Source organism: Xanthomonas fragariae (genome assembly GCF_900183975.1).
GTDB lineage: Bacteria > Pseudomonadota > Gammaproteobacteria > Xanthomonadales > Xanthomonadaceae > Xanthomonas > Xanthomonas fragariae.
In genome coordinates this window covers 2,024,432-2,045,792 of sequence record NZ_LT853882.1, presented here as the reverse complement: position 1 = coordinate 2,045,792, position 21,361 = coordinate 2,024,432, and the positions used below count along the sequence as shown (strand labels likewise).

The 21,361-nt window shown below is 61.9% G+C and carries 14 protein-coding genes and 4 pseudogenes; 8 read left to right on the top strand and 10 right to left on the bottom strand.

Annotated elements, in window-relative coordinates; all coding sequences use genetic code 11:
- Position 1: 1 nt before the first annotated feature.
- The gene (rpsA, locus tag PD885_RS09535; protein ID WP_002805780.1) at positions 2 to 1,687 is read right to left on the bottom strand and encodes a 30S ribosomal protein S1; all 1,686 of its coding nucleotides are present in this window, start codon (positions 1,685 to 1,687) and stop codon (positions 2 to 4) included.
- A 184-nt stretch (positions 1,688 to 1,871) separates the two neighbouring features.
- Positions 1,872 to 2,555: a (d)CMP kinase gene (gene cmk, locus PD885_RS09530; protein WP_002805781.1), complete on the bottom strand. Its 684-nt coding sequence runs from the start codon at positions 2,553 to 2,555 to the stop codon at positions 1,872 to 1,874.
- A gap of 177 nt (positions 2,556 to 2,732) precedes the next feature.
- Here cmk and ykgO point away from each other — a divergent pair, with 177 nt between their 5' ends.
- From ykgO to PD885_RS09500, 7 genes and pseudogenes are all read left to right on the top strand, one after another.
- The gene (gene ykgO / locus PD885_RS09525; RefSeq protein WP_002805782.1) at positions 2,733 to 2,858 is read left to right on the top strand and encodes a type B 50S ribosomal protein L36; all 126 of its coding nucleotides are present in this window, start codon (positions 2,733 to 2,735) and stop codon (positions 2,856 to 2,858) included.
- 245 nt (positions 2,859 to 3,103) lie between these two features.
- Positions 3,104 to 3,406 carry a hypothetical protein gene (locus tag PD885_RS09520; protein ID WP_002805783.1) on the top strand — a complete coding sequence of 101 codons (303 nt, stop codon included), beginning with the start codon at positions 3,104 to 3,106 and terminating at the stop codon, positions 3,404 to 3,406.
- 225 nt (positions 3,407 to 3,631) lie between these two features.
- A complete protein-coding gene (locus PD885_RS09515) occupies positions 3,632 to 4,666 on the top strand; it encodes an agmatine deiminase family protein (RefSeq protein WP_002805785.1) in 1,035 nt (344 codons plus the stop codon).
- 77 nt (positions 4,667 to 4,743) lie between these two features.
- Complete coding sequence (locus tag PD885_RS09510) at positions 4,744 to 5,628, top strand: carbon-nitrogen hydrolase (RefSeq protein WP_002805787.1); 885 nt, start codon at positions 4,744 to 4,746, stop codon at positions 5,626 to 5,628.
- 4 nt (positions 5,629 to 5,632) lie between these two features.
- Positions 5,633 to 5,812, top strand: a pseudogene (locus tag PD885_RS22720) (GNAT family N-acetyltransferase); the annotation flags it as partial.
- A 27-nt stretch (positions 5,813 to 5,839) separates the two neighbouring features.
- A pseudogene (locus PD885_RS22715) lies at positions 5,840 to 6,031 on the top strand (GNAT family N-acetyltransferase); the annotation flags it as partial.
- Complete coding sequence (locus PD885_RS09500; protein WP_002805789.1) at positions 6,024 to 7,256, top strand: TraB/GumN family protein; 1,233 nt, start codon at positions 6,024 to 6,026, stop codon at positions 7,254 to 7,256. The pseudogene PD885_RS22715 and the gene PD885_RS09500, both read left to right, overlap by 8 nt.
- A gap of 149 nt (positions 7,257 to 7,405) precedes the next feature.
- Here the strand turns inward: PD885_RS09500 and PD885_RS09495 are convergent.
- Positions 7,406 to 7,646: pseudogene (locus tag PD885_RS09495) on the bottom strand (endonuclease/exonuclease/phosphatase family protein); the annotation flags it as partial.
- A 130-nt stretch (positions 7,647 to 7,776) separates the two neighbouring features.
- Here PD885_RS09495 and PD885_RS09490 point away from each other — a divergent pair.
- Positions 7,777 to 9,144 (top strand): IS5 family transposase, encoded by a 1,368-nt coding sequence (locus tag PD885_RS09490; RefSeq protein ID WP_088057118.1) that lies wholly within the window; start codon positions 7,777 to 7,779, stop codon positions 9,142 to 9,144.
- Positions 9,145 to 9,324: 180 nt separating this feature from the next.
- Here PD885_RS09490 and PD885_RS09485 read toward each other — a convergent pair.
- The 7 genes and pseudogenes from PD885_RS09485 to PD885_RS09455 form a co-directional block, all read right to left on the bottom strand.
- Positions 9,325 to 10,082, bottom strand: a pseudogene (locus PD885_RS09485) (transposase); the annotation flags it as partial.
- A 259-nt stretch (positions 10,083 to 10,341) separates the two neighbouring features.
- Complete coding sequence (locus PD885_RS09480) at positions 10,342 to 13,479, bottom strand: discoidin domain-containing protein (protein WP_088057117.1); 3,138 nt, start codon at positions 13,477 to 13,479, stop codon at positions 10,342 to 10,344.
- Positions 13,480 to 13,505: 26 nt separating this feature from the next.
- Complete coding sequence (locus tag PD885_RS09475; RefSeq protein WP_088056827.1) at positions 13,506 to 14,342, bottom strand: carbohydrate ABC transporter permease; 837 nt, start codon at positions 14,340 to 14,342, stop codon at positions 13,506 to 13,508.
- A complete protein-coding gene (locus PD885_RS09470; protein ID WP_088056826.1) occupies positions 14,339 to 15,223 on the bottom strand; it encodes a carbohydrate ABC transporter permease in 885 nt (294 codons plus the stop codon). The genes PD885_RS09475 and PD885_RS09470 overlap by 4 nt, the downstream gene beginning before the upstream one ends.
- A complete protein-coding gene (locus tag PD885_RS09465; RefSeq protein ID WP_040762612.1) occupies positions 15,220 to 16,566 on the bottom strand; it encodes a sugar ABC transporter substrate-binding protein in 1,347 nt (448 codons plus the stop codon). The genes PD885_RS09470 and PD885_RS09465 overlap by 4 nt, the downstream gene beginning before the upstream one ends.
- Positions 16,567 to 16,569: 3 nt before the next feature.
- The gene (locus PD885_RS09460) at positions 16,570 to 18,189 is read right to left on the bottom strand and encodes a glucoamylase family protein (RefSeq protein WP_088056825.1); all 1,620 of its coding nucleotides are present in this window, start codon (positions 18,187 to 18,189) and stop codon (positions 16,570 to 16,572) included.
- Positions 18,190 to 18,295: 106 nt separating this feature from the next.
- Positions 18,296 to 21,274 (bottom strand): TonB-dependent receptor, encoded by a 2,979-nt coding sequence (locus PD885_RS09455; RefSeq protein WP_002808047.1) that lies wholly within the window; start codon positions 21,272 to 21,274, stop codon positions 18,296 to 18,298.
- Between the last annotated feature and the right edge of the window lie 87 nt (positions 21,275 to 21,361).

Below are 21,361 nucleotides of genomic sequence, written 5' to 3'. Positions count from 1 at the left end.
CTTACTCGGACTTGTTGCTGTTCAACTGTGCACGCAGCAACGCGCCCAACTGAGTCATGCCACCGGATGCGGCGGAGGACTGGTATTCCTCCAGTGTTTCGCGCATTTCGGCGTCGTCCTTGGCCTTGATCGACAGCTGCAGGGTGCGGCCCTTACGGTCCATGCCCACGAACTTGGCTTCGATCTTGTCGCCGACTTTCAGGTGCTGGGCCGCATCGTCCACACGCTCGTTGGCGATGTCGCGTGCAGCGACGTAGCCTTCGATGCCATCGGCCAAGTCGATCATGGCGCCCTTGGCATCGACTTCTCGGACCACACCTTCGACCTTTGAACCCTTCGGGTTGGAAGCCATGTACTGGCCGAACGGATCCTGCTCCAGCTGCTTGACGCCCAGACTGATGCGCTCACGTTCCGGATCGACTGCCAGCACCACGGCTTCCAGCGTGTCGCCCTTCTTATAGTTGCGCACAACATCTTCGCCGGTGGTGTTCCAGCTGATGTCGGACAGGTGGACCAGACCGTCGATGCCGCCGTCCAGACCGATGAAGATGCCGAAGTCGGTGATCGACTTGATCTGACCGGACACCTTATCGTTCTTTTTGTGGGTGGCAGCGAAAGTTTCCCACGGATTGGCGGCAACCTGCTTCATGCCCAGCGAGATGCGGCGACGCTCCTCGTCGACATCCAGCACCATCACTTCGACTTCGTCACCCACCTGCACAACCTTGGACGGGTTGACGTTCTTGTTGGTCCAATCCATCTCAGAGACGTGCACCAGACCTTCGACGCCCGGCTCGATCTCGACGAATGCGCCGTAATCGGTAACGTTGGAGACCTTGCCAAACACGCGGCTGTTGGCCGGGTAACGACGAGCGATGTTGTCCCACGGATCTTCGCCCAGCTGCTTCAGGCCGAGGCTGACGCGGTTACGCTCGCGATCGAACTTCAGCACGCGAACGTCCAGCTCATCGCCAACGTTGACGACTTCGGACGGATGGCGCACGCGCTTCCAGGCCATGTCGGTGATGTGCAGCAGGCCGTCGATACCGCCCAGGTCCACGAATGCGCCGTAGTCGGTCAGGTTCTTGACGACACCCTTCAGTATCGCGCCTTCCTGCAGCTTGTCCATCAGCTGCTCGCGCTCTTCCGAATGCTCGCTCTCGACCACTGCACGACGCGAAACCACCACGTTGTTGCGCTTGCGGTCCAGCTTGATCAGCTTGAACTCAAGTTCCTTGCCTTCTAGGTAGGCCGGGTCGCGCACCGGGCGCACATCCACCAGCGAACCAGGCAGGAACGCGCGGACATCCTTGATATCCACGGTGAAACCACCCTTAACCTTGCCACTGATGCGGCCGGTGATGGTTTCGTTCTTTTCCAACGCCTCTTCCAGCTCATCCCACACCATTGCGCGCTTGGCTTTCTCGCGCGACAGCACGGTCTCTCCGAAGCCGTTCTCGATGGAATCAAGGGCAACCTTGACCTGGTCGCCTACGCCAACATCGATCTCGCCAGCGTCATTACGGAACTGCTCGATCGGCACGATGCCTTCGGACTTCAAGCCAGCGTTGATCACCACCACGTCGCCGCGTACTTCCACCACGGTACCAGTGACGATCGAGCCCGGCTTCAGCTTCGCCAGATTGGTTTGACTGGCTTCGAACAGTTCAGCAAAAGATTCTGTCATTTGAATTCTACTCGGTTGAACACACGGGCGTTGATCGTCGGATTGCGACAGATACCAGCCGCCCAGCCTGTTGATCGACTCCGAAAAGCGAGTCGGTTAAATAGTCATAGAACCGCCACACGGGATGTGCAACGGAGCCTTGGAACGCATTACGGTCGGCGGGACAGGCCCGCTTGCGGAACGCTTACGACGGCGTGCGGTCTGCCAACAACCCAACCACACGCTTGACGACATCCTCGATTCCCATTCCACTGGTATCGATCCGGACGGCGTCTTCGGCCGCCCGCAATGGCGCCACCACCCGCTGCGCATCCCGTGCATCACGGGCCATGATCTGGCGCAGCATATCGCCAAAGGTAACCGAAACACCCTTTTCCATCAACTGTTTATGGCGACGGCCCGCACGTTCTTCGGCACTGGCGGTCAAAAAGACCTTGAAGGCAGCGTCGGGGAAGATCACCGTACCCATGTCGCGGCCATCGGCGACCAATCCGGGCGCCCGTCTGAATGCACGTTGACGCTCTTTCAAGGCGCTGCGCACCTCTGGAATGGCGGCAATCGCCGAAGCCAGCGCACCGGTGGTTTCCAGGCGCAATTCCCTAGTGGCATTCACTCCGTTGACCAGCACCCGCAGCCCGGCATCGCCCGCATCGTCGAACTCCACTTTAGTATCGAAGGTGCAGCGCACCAGCGCCGCCGGGTCTGACACGTCCAGATCGGCCCAGCTCGCCGACACGCCGACCGCGCGATACAGTGCGCCCGAATCGAGGTAGTGCCAGCCCAACCGGGCAGCCACAATCCGGCTCACGGTCCCCTTGCCGGCACCGGAAGGGCCATCGATGGTGAGGACGGGCGAAAGGTCGGTCATTCAGGTTTCCGGTAAGGTCATCAAGCGGTAGTGTAGCGCCGCCCGCTGCGATTCAGATGCAACCACTTGAAAGCATGACGAAAAGCCGGTTAAAATTACCGACTTACACTCCGGGTGCGCCCTCGACCGTGGGCACTCTATACTCATCGAATCCAACTGTTTACGCCGAGGTATGCCATGAAAGTCCTGTCTTCCCTGAAGTCTGCGAAGACCCGTCACCCTGACTGCAAGGTGATCACCCGCCACGGTAAGACCTTCGTCATCTGCAAGTCGAACCCGCGCTTCAAGGCGCGTCAGCGCTAAGCCGACGCCGTGGCAAGGCCCGAGAAAGCCGCCTCCGGGCGGTTTTTTCTTGGTCGATGCGTCACGCCAGCTGTTGCTACATGCAGGCTGTGGTGCGCTTGGGCTAGCCATGGCTTGACCCGCTCTGAGTAGGCCGACCTGGCCGAAGCCCAACACCGCTTCGATAACCGGGTTTCGCAGCTACGTCTGTCTTGGTTCTTCGCTGTAATCACCATCCGAATCTTGTCCACTGGGGAGTAGGTGACATGCGCAACCGTTTGTTTGTCCTGTCGCTGATCGCACTGATGGGGATCAGTGCTGTTACTTCGGCCGAGACGCTGTTGGTCGATCGTGCACAGCAGAAGCCCGCCGCTGCCCTGCCCTTGCGCGGCGAGAGCATGAGTCAGGTCGAAGGCCGCTATGGCGCGCCACAGGAAAAGCTCGATCCGCGCGGTGGTCAAAAGCGCCAGTGGCCGACGATCCATCGCTGGGTGTATCCGGCATTCACCGTGTACTTCGAAAAAAGCCGGGTGATCGACGTGGTGGCCAATCAGGCCGATGCCAACTAGATCGGGCCAAAGCCGCCGATCAGGTGAGTTGGGTATTTGAGCGGTTTATTTAATTAAGTTCTTGCAACAGGGTTTTGACGCACTGGATTCGTGAGCGCCGGTTCACTACAAGTCCCTCGCTGAATCCGATTCAATGCGGGCCCTTCTGTAAAGCCTGCACACCCGTGTGCGGGGATTTGGTTAACAGCCTGGCGTTATCTTGGTATTGATAGGTAGTTGCTCGTTATGACCAACAGTGTTCGCTTTCCCGCCGAGTGGGAACCTCAAGACGCCGTGTTGATTGCGTGGCCGCATGCGGACACCGATTGGGCCGAGCGTCTGGCCGAGGTGGAAGAGACCTACATCGCGCTGACGACGGCAATTTCCCGTTTCGAGCCGGTGATCATCTGCGTGGCTGATGACGATCTGCAAATCTACGCCGAGGCGCGGCTGAGTTCAGCGCGGCTGAACATGGAGCGCGTGCACTTCGTTGTCGCGGCCTACAACGACACCTGGCTGCGCGACTCCGGCCCGATCACGCTGCGTCAGGAAGGTGGCTTCCGGCTGATGGATTTCCGTTTCACCGGTTGGGGCGGCAAGTTCGAAGCGAGCCTGGACGACCAATTGGTGGCCTCGCTGGATGCGGCGCAGGTGTTCGTGCCGGCGTCGGTGCAGACCGTCGACTTTGCACTTGAAGGCGGTGCGATCGAGACGGATGGTGCAGGCACGCTGCTCACTACCTGGAAGTGCCTGCACGAGCGGCATCCGCAGCGCACGCGCGAATCGCTGAGCTCAGATCTTGCGGCGTGGTTGTCGCAGGAACGGGTGTTGTGGCTGGATCATGGCTATCTGGAAGGCGACGACACCGACGCGCATATCGATACGCTGGCGCGCTTTGCCGGCCCGGATGCGATCGTCTATCAGGGCTGCGATGTGCCTACCGATTCGCATTACAGCGAATTGCAGGCGATGGGTGCCGAGCTGGCTGCGCTGCGCAAGGCCGATGGGCAGCCGTACCGCCTGTTCGTACTGCCGTGGGCCGAGCCGATTCTCGACCACGGCCGTCGTCTGGCGGCGTCGTATGCCAACTTCCTGATCGTCAACGGTGCAGTGCTGATGCCAGCCTACGGCGATCCGGCCGATGCGGCCGCGCAGGCCGTGCTGGCCGAGGCGTTTGTGCAGCACGAAATCGTGCCGGTGCCGTGCCGTCCACTGATCTGGCAGAACGGCAGCCTGCACTGCCTGACCATGCAATTACCCGCCGGCCTGCTGGCCGCATGAGCCGCTTCTGTTCCGGCCGGCAGGCCGGTGTTATGCCATGGCGCGCTAACCTGCGTGCCACCTAGTCGGATGCTGCCATGACCCATCATCTCCTTCCCGTCGCGCTGATCCAGGAGCGCAACCACGGCGACGCTGCGGCCAATCTGGCCGTCATCGCCTCGCGCGTGGCCGAAGCCGCCGCGCAGGGCACCAAGTTGGTATTGCTGCAGGAACTGCACAACGGCGCGTATTTCTGCCAGCACGAGTCGGTGGACGAATTCGACCTGGCCGAACCGATTCCTGGCCCAAGCACCGAGTATCTGGGCGCGCTGGCCAAACAGCATGGTGTGGTGCTGGTAGCGTCGTTATTCGAGCGACGCGCCGCCGGCCTGTATCACAACACGGCGGTGGTATTTGAGAAGGACGGCCGCCTGCTCGGCAAATACCGCAAGATGCATATCCCCGACGATCCGGGCTTCTACGAGAAGTTCTATTTTACGCCGGGTGACCTGGGCTTCACGCCGATCGATACATCGGTCGGTCGTCTCGGCGTGCTGGTGTGCTGGGATCAGTGGTACCCCGAAGCTGCGCGCCTGATGGCGCTGGCCGGTGCGGAACTGTTGCTTTACCCCACCGCAATCGGCTGGGATCCCGACGACGAGCAGCCCGAGCAGGAACGGCAGCGCGATGCGTGGGTGCTTAGCCACCGCGGCCATGCCGTTGCCAACGGTGTGCCGGTGCTGTCGTGCAACCGCGCGGGCCACGAACCTTCACCGATGGGTGCATCGGGCATCCAGTTCTGGGGCAACAGCCATGTGGTGGGGCCGCAAGGCGAGTTCATTGCCGAAGCCGGGCAGGACCCGACCTTGCTGGTCTGCGATGTCGATCTGCAGCGCAGCGAACATGTGCGGCGCATCTGGCCGTTCCTGCGCGATCGGCGCATCGATGCGTACGGCGATCTGCTCAAGCGCTACATCGACTGACCGCATGCCCGTCGAGTTGCGTGCGGTCCGCGACGCGGACATCCCGGCGATCACTGCAATTCATACGGAGCAGATCGCCGGGGTCAATACCTACGAATACAACGCGACATCGAGCGATGAAATACGCATCCGCGTGCGTGTAATCGTGGATGCGGGATATCCGTGTCTGATCGCTGAACTCGATCTATCTCGCTGCCGGCATGCAAGGCCGCAGCGTCGGCAAATGATTACGGTGATCGGCGATGCCGGCAACCGTGCATCGCAACGACTGCATGAACGTTTTGGTTTTCGCACGGTCGGAGTGTTCACCGGAATCGACCGCAAACATAGTCGCTGGTTGGACAGCGTGCAGATGCAAAGCGCGCTCTGCACCGGTGACACCGCCCCTCCTTCTGATGAATGACTCCATGACTGAGCAGACTACCTACGTTCTGGACGATGCCCTGTCCGGCCAGCCGCACCGCATCGTCGAACGCGATGGCGTGCGCTACACCTTGCTCGGCACTGCGCACGTGTCGCTCGCAAGTGTCACCGCAGTGCAGCGGGCAATCGGCAGCGGACGCTACGACGCGGTGGCGGTCGAGCTGGATGCGCAACGTCTACAAGCGCTAAGCGACCCGGACGCCCTCGCCCGCCTGGACCTGGTGCAGGTGATCCGCAAGGGCCGCGTGGCCTTGTTTGCCGCGAACCTGGCACTGGCTGCCTATCAGCGCCGCCTGGCCAAGCAGCTCGGTATCGAGCCGGGTGCGGAGTTGAAGGAAGCGGTCAATCTGGCGCGCGCGCAAGGCTTGCCGGTGCACTTGATCGATCGCGAGGTCGGCCTGACCTTCAAGCGTGCGTCCGGGCGGCTTGGGTTCTTCGGCAAGATGAAGTTGGCCGGCGGCTTGCTCGGCGGCCTGTTTGCGGCCGATGAGGTGGGCGAGGAAGAAATCGAAAAGCTCAAACAAGGCGACATGCTGGAAGCGAGCTTCGGCGACTTCGCCAGCGAAAGCCCCGAGTTGTATGAGACCGTGATTGCCGAGCGCGATCAGTACATGGCCACGCGTCTGCGCGAAGAAGCCACTGCCAGCCAGCACGAAGTATTAGCGGTCGTTGGTGCCGGGCATCTGGCCGGCCTGGCGCGGCATCTGGAACAGGACACCGATGCGCCCGGCCCGCTGCGCGAGTCGTTGGAATACGTGCAGCAGCGCAAACGCGTTCCGTGGATCACGCTGGGCATTCTGACCGTCGTCATCGCCGGCATCGCGATTGGCTTCTGGCGCGGCGGCCTGAGCATGGGCGCCGACCTGCTGTTGCAGTGGGCGATGTATACCGGCGGCCTGGCCGCGCTGGGCTGTTTATTGGCCGGCAGCCACCCGCTGAGCATTCTTACCGCCGCCGTGGTGGCGCCATTTAAACCGTTCCGCTTGAGCGTGCCGACCGGCGCGTTTGCGGCGCTGGTCGAGGTGCATATGCGCAAGCCGGCCTATGGCGACTTCCTGTCGCTACGCGACGATGCGCAGACGCTGCGCGGTTGGTACCGCAATCGCGTGTCGCGTGTGGTGCTGACGTTCCTGTTGACCAACTTCGGCAGCATGGCCGGTGTGGGGTTGGCAGGCGTGCAGATTTTTCAGCGCTTGCATGGGTGAGTGCGGCGGTGCCGAGTTGTTGGGGCGCATCCGCAAACATCTTTCACCTTCCGTGGGAGCGCCATTGGGCGCGATGGGGCTGTACTGGTAAATTCCCATCTCCTACGACATCCGATAGCCGGTCCTTTGCCGGTCACGCCCGCGCAAAGCTACAACTGCAGGTGTACCCGGACGCCGTCGTGGTCTGAGGCCCAACGGCCTTCCGCATAAGGCGCGTCGAACAGGATGCGGGCTTCGCCGGCGAGCAGACGGTCTTGCTGGAAGAAGCACGTGGTCGATGCATGCCGGCCTGTCGAAAACATGCAGGTTCAAGACGCTGACCGTGCTGTCGCTGTTGCGATGCACGCTGCCGTAACTGCCACCGTAGCCTTTGCACAAGGCTTCCAGATCGTAGAGTGTAAGCAGTCGCCCCTGAAAAACCCCAACCACCCAACGACCGCAAGGCCTTGATGTCTGCACCGGCGTGCCAAAACTACCAGTGTTCGCTACGCTGAAGGCTGGTTTCTGGCAATTTCCGCCCATGCGTACACGCCGTCCTGCTGCCGAAGACATGCCTGCCGATGAGTTGTTTCGATCGCGGCTGGAGAACCAGATCGATCTGCGTCATCCGCTGGCGCGGCTGAGCCAACGGATGCCGTGGACGGCGTTGGAGCAAGCACTTTCATCGCGCTTGCCGGCCACCCAGGCCGGTGGCGGTCGGCCGGCATTGCCGGTGCGGCTGATTGCCGGTTTGCTCTACCTCAAACACGCCTACGACCTGTCCGATGAAGCGGTGTGCGAGCGCTGGCTGGAGAATCCGTACTGGCAGTTCTTCACCGGTGAGGTCGTGTTCCAGACGCGTTTGCCGTGCGATGCCAGCTCGCTGACGCGCTGGCGGCAGCGCCTGGGTGAGGCCGGGATGGAAGAGCTGCTGGCGCACACCATCAACGCCGCGCATGCGATGCAGGCGGTGGACGCACGCGAGTTGTCGCGGGTGATCGTGGACACCACGGTGCAAGAGAAGGCGATCGCCTATCCGACCGACAGCCGTTTGCTGGAGGTGGCACGCAAGAAGCTGGTTTTAGTGGCCAGGCGGCACGGCATCGGATTGCGGCAGAGCTACGCGCGGCAAGGCCCGGCCCTGAGCCGCAAGGCAGGTCGGTATGCGCATGCGCGCCAGTTCAAGCGCATGCAGCGCGTGCTGCGACGTCAACGCACGGTATTGGGGCGGGTGTTGCGCGATATCGAGCGCAAGCTGGACCAGGTGGAACCCGGCGTGCGCGAGCGCATCGCTGTCTGGCTGGAACGTGCGCAACGGCTGTACACGCAGCGTCCGAAGGACAAACAAAAACTCTACGCATTGCATGCCCCGGAAGTGGAATGCATCGGCAAGGGCAAGGCGCGTCAAGCGTACGAATTCGGCGTCAAGGTCGGCATTGCGGTCACCGCCTGCAAGGGATTGGTCGTGGGTGCGCGCAGCTTCCCGGGCAACCCGTACGACGGCGATACCTTGGCCGAGCAGCTGGAGCAGACACGCGGGTTGCTGCAGGATGTGAGCGTAGAACCGACGGTGGCGATCGTGGACCTGGGCTATCGCGGGCGCGCGGTCGATGGCGTGCAGGTCCTGCATCGCGGCAAGGCCAAGACCCTGACGCGACGGCAATGGCGCTGGATCAAGCGACGGCAGGCGGTGGAGCCGGTGATCGGACATCTGAAAGACGACTGCCGGTTGCGTCGCTGCAGGCTGAAAGGTGCCCAAGGCGATGCGCTGCACGTGCTCGGCTGCGCCGCCGGCTACAACCTGCGCTGGCTGCTGCGCTGGATCGCGTTTTTGCGTGCCTGGATGCGGGCGATGGGATGGTCATCCTTGAGTACCGCGCCGCTGTCACCGACGGCACTTGGCGCTTGAAGGGGATTTTTCAGGGACGACTAAGCAGCGGTGTTGAAATCGTCGGCGATTGCTACCGGTGCCTGTTTGCTGTTGGAGGAAATGCAGGTTGAGCGTTACCGGTCGTCCCTGAAAAACCCCTTTCAAGCACCAATCGCCAGCGGTGATAGGTGATAGGTGCACGTTGCTCAAGGATGGCCAGATCCAGGCATGCAAAAACGCGATCCAGCGCATCAGCCAACGCAGGTTGTAGCCGGCGGCGCAACCAAGCACGTGCAGCGCATCGCCCTAGGCGCCTTTGAGCCTACAACGACGCAGCCGGCAGTCTTCTTTCAGATGCCCGGTCACCGGTTCCACTGCCTGACGTCGTTCGATCCAGCGCCATGGCCGTCGCGTCAGGGTCTTGGCCTTGCCACGATGCAACACCCGCACGTCATCCATCTCGCGCCCGCGATAGTCCAAATCAACGATCGCCACGGTTGGTTGGATGCCCACAACCCGCGCGTCTGCTCCAGTTGCTCGACCAAGGTGTCCCCGTCATACGGATTGCCCGAAAAACTGCGCGCTCCCATTGCAGGCGCTGACTGCAATACCGACCTTGACGCCGAATGCGTACGGCTGACGCGCTTTGCCCTTGCCGATGCAGTCCACTTCCGGCGCATGCGAAGAACTGCCAATACGGATTTTCCATCCATCGTTCGCAGACCGCTTCATCGGACAGGTCGTATGCATGCTCGAGATAAAGCAAATCTGCCATCAAACGCACTGGCAGTGAGGGACGACCGCCAGCGGCAGCAGTGGCCGGCAAGCGCGACAAAAGCGCCTGTTCCAACGCGGTCCACGGCATCCGTTGGCTCAGCTGCGCCATCGGACGACGCAAGGTCGATCTGATTCTCCAGTCGCGAACGAAACAACTCGTCGGCGCAGACGCGCTCAGCAGCAGAACGACGTGTACGCATGGGCGCAAATTGCAAGAAAGCAGGCCTCAGCGTAGCGAAAACCGTCAGATCTGGCACGCCTGTGCAGCCTATAAAGCGTTGCGGTGGTTGGGTGTTAAGGATTTTTCAGGGGCGCCTAGCCAGGCTCATCTGACGTGCAGGCGCTGCAGAGGTTTGCGTTTCTGTGCAAATGCCACGCACGACAGCGCAAGCGCGACCGACCATACAAACAAGCGCGCAACACGTCGTGCGGACGGCTCGGCCACACGACGCACCACTCTCATTGCGTGGCGCGCTCGGCGCGCCGCACCGCGCTGGGCACATCGATCTGCACGTTGGCAGGCAGTTGCTGGATGCGTAGCTCACCGTTATGCCACTCAGCCGACTCGCCGTTGATGCTGGCCTTGCCCGGCGTGCCCTGGTAAGGCCAGGGCAACACCACGCCGCCCGGCGGCAGGATCAGGCCGGGCTGCAGCTGCAATACCAGTTGCTTGTCGGCACGCTGTAAGGTGTAGTTGAGGCGCCCGTACGGCGTGCGCAGTTCGGCGATGCCAATGCCCTTGCCTTCGAACCAGCGCGTCGGCGCGCCCGCGGCGATCACCAGGCTGGCATCGGATTCGCGCCCATAGGCAAACATGTCAAGCACTGAGCGCACGAAGTCCGAGGCAACCCAGGCATGCGGCAGGTCGCCGACAAAGAACGGTGTGCGCGGTGTGCGTGAGACCACTTCGGTCCACTGATTCCACGGTTGCGGTGCACGGTCCTTGAAGAAAAACGCGGTGGCGTCCCAGGCGCGGTCGCGCCAGCCAAGGCGCACAAATGCAGCCACATTTCGCCACTCGTACGGCGTGTAGACCTTCCATTCGCGCTTGCTGTCGCGACGATCGGAGAACTCCTTCCAATAGCGCTCGAAGGTATTGGTCAGCAGGTCTTGCGGCAGACGTTGCTGCTCGCCACCCGGGGCCAATGCGATGGTCGTGGAGGTCGCGTCGAAATCGCCGAGCTCGGCCGAACCGGGCAGAAAAGCGAGGTTGTGCTGACGCACGGCCGCACCTAGCGAAGCGATCAGATCGCCGCTGAACTCATCGCGTGCGGCAGTGAAACGGGTAACGTCGTCGGGCTTGTTGAGCGCGCCGGCCAGCATCACCGCGTCCTTGTAGCCGCGCAACGCCCAAAAGTTGTCCCAATACGAATGCACCGGCTTGGCCGAATAGCCTTCGTGACTGATCGACACCGGCATCATTCCGTAGAAGGCCGGGTTGCGCATGAAGTTGTCTTCGGTGCGTTCGCTGGCGCGCAGCTTTTCCATGTAGTCGTAGGCGCCGGTGACGTGCGGCCACATCTTTTCCAGGAACGCCTTGTCGCCGGTGTAGCGGTAGTACTCGGCGATGTTGAAGATCAGCTCGCCATGGCTATCGTTTTCCGGCACCGGGTCGCTGCCGCGATCGTCCACGCAGCACGGCACCATGCCATCGGCAAACTGATACGACGCGAACCAGTCCACGTACTCGCGCACCACATCCTCATGGCCGAGCCGCAACAGGCCTTCGGAAATCATCGCGCCATCGCGGATCCAGCTGCGCGAATACGAGCGCGTGCCGGGCTGCAGGCGCGGGCCGATGCGCGAGATCAACATATGCGCCAGGGCAGTACGCAGTGTATCGACCATCGGCTTGCCTTCGGCCGGCACGCTGATGCGCACGCGATCGAGCTTGCTGCGCCACTGCTGGGCAACCTGTTGCTGCGCCGTGTCGGCATCGAAACCTGCTGGCAACTGCGCCGTGCCGGTCTGCGGAATCACCAGTGCCACTTCACGACGCTGGCCGGGCTGCAGCTTCCAGCGATACAGCAGCACGCCCGATGCCAGGCCGGTTTCGTCCTTCACCTGGGTGATCGTGGGCGGTGTGGCGGCAGTGAGATGACTGACATCCATACCGCTGTCGAAAGCGCTGGCGAAACCGGCATCCGGACGCTGCGCGGCAAACACGCGCGGTCTGCCGTTGACACTGACCTGCGCGCCATCCACGGCCAGTTGCTCGATACGACTGACGCCACCCAAGGTGTTCAGCAACTGCGCTGGCGGGTTGACCTGGAACGGGCGCACCGCCAGTGCCAGGGTGAAGTCGCGCGCTTCCTTGCCGGTGTTATGCAGTTGATAGCGTGCGACCAGTTGTGCCTGATCGGGTGTGCCCTGCACGAATGCGGTGACACGCAGATTCATCAGATCGTGATGCCAATCGACGCTGGGAATTGGCAAGCAATCGTCCTGCAGGCCTTGCTCGCTGCTGACGTCGGACCAATGCAGCAGCTTGCCACCGGTCACCACGAACGGCTCGATGCTGAAACCGCCCTTGCCCACTTCCACCGCGCCGTCTTCGCCGATCAGACCCTGCTCGGTGCCGCCGTCAAGACCCAGAATGGTCCAGTACGGCTGCTCGCCGGAGAAGCCGCGCGGATAACTGCCACGAGGCATCTGCGCGGCCAGCGACTTGATGAAATCGTTTGGCGTTGCCGCAAACGCAAGCGGCTGCAGCTGCACATCCTTGATGCCGTAACGCCAGTTGGGGCCGTCCTTGAGATCGAAACGCAGATAGCGCGCTTCGGTATCCGGCAGCGCCAGCCAATCGGTGTCGCCGGCACCGGCGGTGACGGTGCGCAGATCGCGCCAGCCGCGTCCGTCGCTGGACGCACGCACCGTGTACTGGGAGGCCTGCAGGCCCGGCACCCACTGCACCACCGCGCCGCCGAATTCGCGCACCTTGCCCAGATCCAGCGTCACCGTCTGTTGCTTGACCGCGCCGCTGAGCCAGAAGGTGTCCGGTTTGCCGTCAGCCAGCCGTTGTTCCAATGCGGGTGCAGTATCGGTGATGGCCTCGGCCTTGAGCGGCAAGGTGTCTTCCGGCGCTAGCGGGGTCAGGGTCAGGTGGTCGAAGCACACCGTGCCCTTGCCACCGACCTTGTTGTAAATGGTGAATTCCACATCCGCGCTGCTGCGCAGTTGCTTGTCCTGGCCCGGGCCCCAGGCCTTTTCGATGTTGCGCTTGCGGTAACTGACGGTGGTCCAGTTGTTCGGGAAATTAAAGCCCGGCCGGTTGACCCACCACACGTTGTCGCCGCTGGCATCGATCAGCTTGACCTGCAGATCGTTGGACGGCGACTCGCCGCGCAGCGCGAAGCCGATGCGGTAGTTTTCAGGATACTCGATCGGCAAATTGCGACGGATGCCGACATAACCGGACACGCCGTTGAAGTTGTAGTCCAGGCACAGCGCATGTCCGCCAGAAGTGGTGGCCACCGGGCGCAGCGAGCCGCTGACCTGATTGGAGACCACCAAGCGCCAGGCGCCGATGTCGTCGAAGCCGTCGAGCATGCGCTCCTGCGCCTGCGCCACGCCCGCAACGCTAGCGACCGCAGCCATGGAAAGCACTGCCCGGATCATCGGCATCACCCCTTCACACTCCCCAGCAGAAGACCTTGAATGTAGTAACGCTGCAGCAGCAGGAACAACAGTAGCACCGGAATCACCGTCACCACCGCGCCAGCCATCATCAATTCCACGTCCATCATGTGCTCGCGCGACAGCGCCGCCAGCGCCACCGGCAAGGTGTGTTGCTCCTGGTCGGTCAGCACGATCAGCGGCCACATGAAGTCGTTCCACGAGCCCATGAAGGTGAAGATGGACAAGGTAACTAGCACCGGCTTGAGCATCGGCAGCACGATCTGAAAGAAGATCCGCATCTCGCTTGCGCCGTCGATGCGCGCGGCTTCGATCAGCTCATCGGGAATGCTGCGGGCGTACTGACGTACCAGAAAAATGCCGAAGACCGTCGCCAGCGCCGGCACCACCACCCCGCCGATGTTGTTAACCAGATGCAACTGCTTCATCAGCAGGAACAGCGGCAACATCGCCACCTGTGCCGGGATCACTAACGCGGCCATCAGGATCTTGAAGATGCGCTCGCGGCCGACGAACTGCAGCTTGGCGAACGCATAACCGGCCATGGTGTTGATCAGCAGCGAGCCGAGCGTGATCAGCCCGGATACCATCAGGCTGTTGGCGAAGTTGCGCGCCATGCGGGTGCGTGCGAACAGTTCGCGGTAGTTGGCCGTGGTGAAGGCCGAGGGCAGCATCGGTGGCGGGAAACGGCTGGCCTCGCCGGTCGGCATTAACGAGACCGACAGCATCCACAGCAGCGGCGCCAGGCTGATCAGTGCCAGCAACAGCAAGCCGCCGTTGATCAGCAAGGCATGCCAGCGCGATTGGCCAACATCACGACTCATATCAGCTCCTTCTTGCGGCCAAAGCGCAGCATCACGGTAGTCACCGCCAGAATGATCAGGAACAACAGGAACGCTACCGCCGAGGCGCGGCCGAGGTTCCACCACTTGAAGCCTTCCTCGAACATGAAATACAGCACGCTCACGGTGCTTTGCAGCGGGTCGCCGCGGGTCATCACGTATGGCTCGGCAAAGAGCTGGAAATAGCCGGAGATGGTGATCACACCGACTACCATCAGCACCGGCCCGAGCATCGGCAAGGTGATGTGCAGGAATTGCTTCCAGCGCGACGCACCATCAATGCGCGCAGCCTCATACAGGTCTTGCGGAATCGCCTGCAGGCCGGCCAGAAAGATCACCATGTTGTAGCCTAAGTTCTTCCACACCGCGAACAGTATGATGGACGGCATCGCCCAACGCGGGTCGCCCAGCCAGTCGATCGGCTGAATCCCCAGATGGCTCAGGCCGAAGTTCACCAAGCCGTACTTGATATGGAACAAGTAGCGCCAGATCACCGCCACCGCCACCAACGTGGTGACCACCGGCGCGAACAAGGCGGTGCGGAACAACGCTTTGAAGCGCGAGGCTTTAGCATTGAGCAGCAGTGCGGCACCCAACGACACGCCGATCGACATCGGCACGCCAAGCAGCGCGAAGTAGGTGGTATTCCACAACGACTTCCAGAACAACGGCGTCCGCAACAATTCGATGTAGTTGCCCAGGCCGACGAAGCGAAGATGGCTGCTGTCGGCCAGCGCGTACAGGTCGAAGTCGGTGACGCTGAGCACCAGCGCGGCCAACACCGGCACGCCGAAGAACATGCCCAGCATCATAATCGACGGCGCGACGAACACCCAGCCGGCGACGGAGTTACGCTTCATCATTGTGCAGCTCCCTCGCCCGCTGCCGCGGCCGGCGCGGCGGCAGGCTTGGGCGATTCACCAGCCGGACTGACATGCCCGCGATTCTGCTCAAAAATCCAGCGGCGTTTGGCCAGAATCTTGTCCACGCGTTTGTCCAGTTCCTGCACGGCGGCTTCGTGCGATTGACCTCCACGCACCACCCGCTCGGTCACCAGGCGCATTTCCTGCACAATGCGCTCCCACTCCAACACCTTGGGCGTGGCCTTGACCCGCTCCAGCTGATCGCCGAATGCATGCGCCAATTCGTCGTTGGCCAGCGAGGGCAACTTCCAGGTACTGCGACGCGGCGGCAGGTCTCCGATGATGGCGTGGAAGCGCGCCTGCACCCGCGGCTGCGACAGATATTCGATCAGCTTCCAGCTGGCGTCCTTGTGCTGGGACGACTTGAAGATCACCAGGCTGGAACCGCCGGCAATACCGGCGCCCAACCCATCGGGACCCGGCAAAGGTGCCGTGCCCCACTTGCCTTCCATGCCCGGCGGCTGGCGCAGCTTGAATTCGCGCACGTTCCAGGGCCCGGACAGATAGAACGCGTAATAGCCGTTGAAGAATTCGTACCAGACGTTAGACAACTGGCTCTCGGAAATCTTCGGCGCCCAGTCTTTTTGATACATGTTGTCGTAGAAGCCCAGCGCCTTGCGGAAGCCTTCGCCGCGGAAGTTGCCGTAACTGTCGTGGTTGCGCAGCAAACGATCATCCTGTTGCAGCTCAAACGACAACTGCGGCTCGAACTCGTTGAGCAGCATCAGGATGGCGTAACGGCCCGGCCCGACCTTGCGCTTGATCGCCGCCATCACCTGCTCCATCTCGGCCCAAGTCTTGGGCATCTGGCTGTAGCCGGCCTCGCGCAGCAGATCCTTGCGATAGAAAAGTAGCCGCGTATCCACATACCACGGCACTCCGTACAACGTGCCATCGACCAGATTGGTGTCCCACACGCCGGAGAAATAATCCTGTGGGTCGATGACCCTGGAGCGCGCCACGTACGGCTGCATCGGCTCCAGCGTGCCCAGCAACGCAAACTCCGGCAGCCAGGTATTGCCTAGCTGGCACACGTCTGGCAGGCCATCGGCGGCGAAGGCGGTCAGCAGTTTCTCGTGTGCGGCGGTCATCGGGATGTTCTGCACATCGACCTGGATGCGGGGGTTTTGCTTTTCGAAGTCCTGCACCAGCTCGGCGACTCCTTCGGCTTCCTTGCCCATCGCCCAGAAGCGCACCGTGGTCTTGGCGGGGTCGGAACGTCCACATCCCGCCGCGCCTGCACACAGGGCGACGGCCATCATCAACAGTTTTAAAAGGCGCACGGATTACTCGGGTTTCAAGTTTTGCGAGGGGTCGTGCTGAGCCTGGGCAGCAGCCGCACGCGACTCGGCAATGCCCAGCGCGCGCGCAGTGGCGGCCTGCTCATCTTTCTTGGGCAACGGCTGCGGCTCGCCTTCGTGCGTCAGCCAGCCGCCGGTAAAACCGGCGCGTTCCAGACCGGAGCGGATGTAAGCGTTTTTCTTCATTACATTCCAGACGAATTCGTTCTGATAGTTGGAAATCATCGCCAGAATCGGGCCCTGATCGATGGCGATGTAGTCGCTGGCTACCCAACCGCGATCGGGCACCATCCGCCCGGTCTTGAGCGGGATATCGTAGTTGAAGCTGGGGTTGAACGAATCCAGAAAGCCATAGCTCGAATACAGGAAGTCGCCGTAGCGCTTGTGCATTTCCTCGGTGGCAGGGATCACCACTTCCGGCGCGAACACGATCGAGGAAATTGCCGCAGATGGCACGATGGTGCCATCGTCGAAGTTCTCGCGCAGGCCGGCGCCGCGCGAGGAATAATGCCGGAACTGGCGCTGTTCGCCGCGGTAGTCCTGACTGGTGTTCTGCGGGCCGTCGCCGGCGGTGAGGCCCCAGACGTTCTCGCCGTAGTCCTTCCACTTCATCGGGTTGTCGATGGCGTAGTCGCGCTGTGCCAGCGTGGCGCGGCGGCTGTTGAGGAAGTAGTCGATGCCGTGTTCGCGCATGTAATGGTCCTGGATATCGCGGAAGTCGATCCAGACATGGCTGTATTGGTGACCGAACAGCGGGCCGAACGACAGGTATTCCTGTCCCTGGTACACGCCCCAGTCGTTGTTGTAGGTGCGGCTCCAGCTGGTCCACGCGTCCGGATCGACCCCGTGGGTGGGCGAGCCGAGCGCAAGGATGTACAGCATCATCGCCTCGTTGTAGCCCATCCAGTCGTGATCGATGAAACCGCTCTCGGGAAACCAGCCCATCGAGATCAACGGCGCACGCTGCTGCAGCCAGCGCCAGTCCACGCGCTTGTACAGCATGTCGGCGATCTGGCGAATTTCTTTTTCGCGCGGGTCCTCGCCGTCGTAATACGACTGTGTGAACAACACGCCCATCATCAGCATTGCGGTGTCCACGCTCGACAGCTCGACCCAGCTGTCGTACCGGTTGCCCTGCTGCATGTCCAGAAAGTGGTAGTAGAAGCCCTTGTAACCGGCCCTACCGGTCCGCTGCGGCCCCATCCGCGCGTCGCGAAAGAACCTCAGTGTGGTCAAGGTGCGGTCGATCCCCTGATTGCGGCTGACCCAGCCGTTTTCGATACCGATCGGATACGCGGTGAGCGCAAATCCGACCGAGGCGATGCTGGCGAACGGGCGCGACGGAAACCGATCCGGCGACAGTCCGTTGAGTTCGTTGGCGGTATCCCAGAAAAACTGGAAGGTGCGGCGCTCGATGTCCGAAAACAGCGGTGGCAGCGGCGGCTTGACCGGCTTGGGCGGCAGTTGCGCCTCCATCAGGATGACGTTTACCGGCGCCTTCTTTTCGGCCACCTTGGGTTGCTCAGCCTGTTTGCACGACGCCAGCACCAGCGCGCCCAGCAATAGCGGAATCGTCAACCAACGCGACGTATTGCCCCTGTCCATCCGCTCCCCAACTCTGTAATCGATTACATCTTGCACGCCAACTTACCCTACTCTCCAAACGCCAAGTTCGACCGCCCTGGCATCGCTGCCAAAGCGGTCGAGCACCTCACCAGTTCAGACCAAAGGCCAGACGGAAGGTACGCATCGGCGACGCCAGCACACCGGTCGGTGTGCCGTAAGCCGTGTTCAAGTTTCCGAGTGTCCCGGTCTCGCCGTTAAACTCGGCGTAGTTCACCCAATTGAACACGTTGAGGATATCCGCACGCACGTTGAATTTAACACCTCCACCGGTGTCCCATTCTTTGCTGGCTGCGATGCTGAATTCCTTGTAGCCCAGCGTACCGTCCGGCTTGAACTGGATGATCTCGCACTGCCTGTCGCCGGCCAGACAATTCTGGCCGTAGCGCGCGGTCTGGCTGGCCAGCGACAGCTTGCCGGACAGTTTGATCGCGTACGGCAACCCGTAGATGCCGGTGACCACCAGGCGGTTCTTCGGAATGCCGCCGGCCTCGCGCCAGCCGTAGTCTTCGATGCGTTCGCGATCCAGGGCGTAGTGCTCGCCGAACTGACGGTTTTCCTTGGCGTCGGAGTACGTGTAGGCCACGGTCAGCCCCCAACCGGACTCTTCGTCATAGGGCTTTTCGACCTGCAGGGCGAGCTGATTGTTGCGGGTTTCCACACCATTGATGCCCAGCACGATGGCGCTGTAGCCGTCCGGGCCGTCGGTCGGCGAGCCGGAGGTGGTGCCCGGCTCGAAGAACGAGCCATCCGGCAAACGGTTGCCGCGCACGAACGCAAAACCGTCATGGCTTTCGATGCGGCTCAAGGTCACATCGGTGAACCAGTCCTGGCCCCACAGCGGCACCATGTTGCGCATGCCGATGCTGAATTGGTCCGAGTACGGAGTCTTGATGTTGTTGTCGATCAGATAGATCTCACGCCCACCGCCGCCACTGCTGGTCGCCGCCAGCGCATCGAGACCTTCCTGGGTGTTGTAGGCCGGGTTCCATGCGGTGCACGGGTCGCCCAGGCAGTTGGGGTTGTTGGCGCTGGTGAAATAGTAGCTATAGGAATTGAACGAGCTATTGAGCTGCTCGAGCGCCAGGTAATCGAAGATGTTGCGGTCGTAGGCACGCCCGGCGCCGCCGTAGATGACATGGGCCTGATCCCCGAACAGGTCGTAGGAGGCACCCAGGCGTGGCTGCCAGGCATTCTTGAACGCCTTGCGGTTATTGCCGGTGCTGATGAAGTTGTTGATGTCGTAGTTGGCGTTGCGCAGGTTGGTCCAGTTCTGCAGCGCACCGGCAATGTCGGACGGGGTCACAAAGTCCAGGAACGCCGGGGTTTCTTCGTAGTCGTAGCGCGCGCCCAGGTTCAAGGTCCAGTGCTCGTTGACCTCCCAATCGTCCTGCAGGTAGATGCCGTACTGCTTGTTCTTGGACATCACCGAACCGCCGCCTTCGACCAGCGGCGCACCGAAGCGCACCCGGAACGGCGTGTCAAAGTCGGTGAGGATATTGTAGTGGTACTGCGGGTTGGCCGGGTTGAACTGGGTGGAATCCAGATCGATGCTCTTGAACTTCACACCCATTTTGATGGTGTGCGCGCCGTGCCAGTCCAGGCTGTTCAAGGTCAGGTCGTCCTGTAAGGTCGAGCCCTTCTGGCCCTTGCGCTGGAAGCTGCTGCCGGCGCCTGCAGACAGCACTTCATCGTCGATTCCGGGCACCGGCGCGTAGCTCAGCACGTAACCGCTGCCATTGTTGAGCGGCGCCTGATTCCAGAACGCGCTTTCGTAGCTCAGGTTAGCTTCGTTGAGGAAGTTGGCGCCGCTGTACTGCCAACGCAGATTGGCGCGTTTTTCTTCCTGGCCGTTGATGCTGCCGTGTTCATAGGTCGAGGTGCCGCCGACGTCGTTGAGCTCATCTTCCTTGCGGTACTTGCCGGTCAGTTCGAACAGGCTGTTCTCGCCGATGGTCCAGTCGATCTTGCCGAAATACAGGTCTTCCTTGAACGGCGTGCTGGAAGTGACCACCAGCGGCTGCAACTGCGCGGGCAGCTGATCGACGCGGTCGGAATAGATCGAGCCGGGAATCACCACGTTCGGGGTGGTGTATTCCTTGGCCTCGTAGGCGATGAAGAAGTGCGCCTGGTCCTTGAGGATCGGGCCGCTGAAGGTGGCGCCGTACTGGGTCTCCTTGAAGTCGTCGCGCACACCGGCCGTCTTTTCCAGCGGGCTTTCCTCGCGCCAGCCGTCGTTGCTGGTGTCCCAGAAGAAGCTGCCGTGGAAATCGTTGGTCCCAGACTTGGACGAGGCCACGATGGCCGCACCGCTGACCTGGTCGAACTCGGCCTTGTAGTTAGAGGTGATGACCTTGTACTCACCGATCGCCGACTGCGGGAACGGGTTGCCGCGGCTGGAATCCTGGCCGCTGACGCCGCCGGTCAGCACATAGTTCTTCTGACTCACGCCGTCGATGTAGACGTTGGTGCCTTCGGCCGAGGTGACGCCAGAGCGCACCTTGGTGGTGCCGTTGGCTTCGCGGGTGAATTGCACGTTTGGCACGGTGTCGGCCACTTCCAGGAAGTTGCGCGTGGCACGCGGCAGGTTCTGGATCTGTACGTTGGAAATATAGGTGGCGTTTTCGGAGGTGCGCGTTTCGACCAGCACCGGCGGCGCCTTTACCTGCACCGCGTCCAACGTGGTGGCTTTACCACCGTCGGCCGTGGCCGGGGTGCCGCCGACACCGAGGTTCAAGGTTGCCGTCTGGCCGACCTGCACAGTGACGTTTTGCGAGCTGGTCTGGCCGTCGGCCGTGACATCGATGCGGTACGCGCCCGGCGGCAGGCCACCGACCGAATAGCCGCCGTTGCTGACCTGCACGGTGCGGGTCAGGCCTGTTGCCAGATTGGTCGCGGTGACTCGGGCCTGGGCCGCAGGTGCCGAGTCGACCGTGACTTGGCCGCGGATGGTCGCGGCCGTGCTCTGCGCGAACACGGGTGCGGCGCTAAGGACAAGACAACTGGCCAAGGCGCAGCTGAGCAGCTTGCGCGCCGGACTGGCGAAATGGGGGTGGTCGTGGCGCATTGGTCCCTCCAGGGATCAGTACAGTGTGTTGTGTTGTAGCGTTGCGGTCTTGTAGAAACGACCACTTCGGGGGCAACGGGAGCGGAC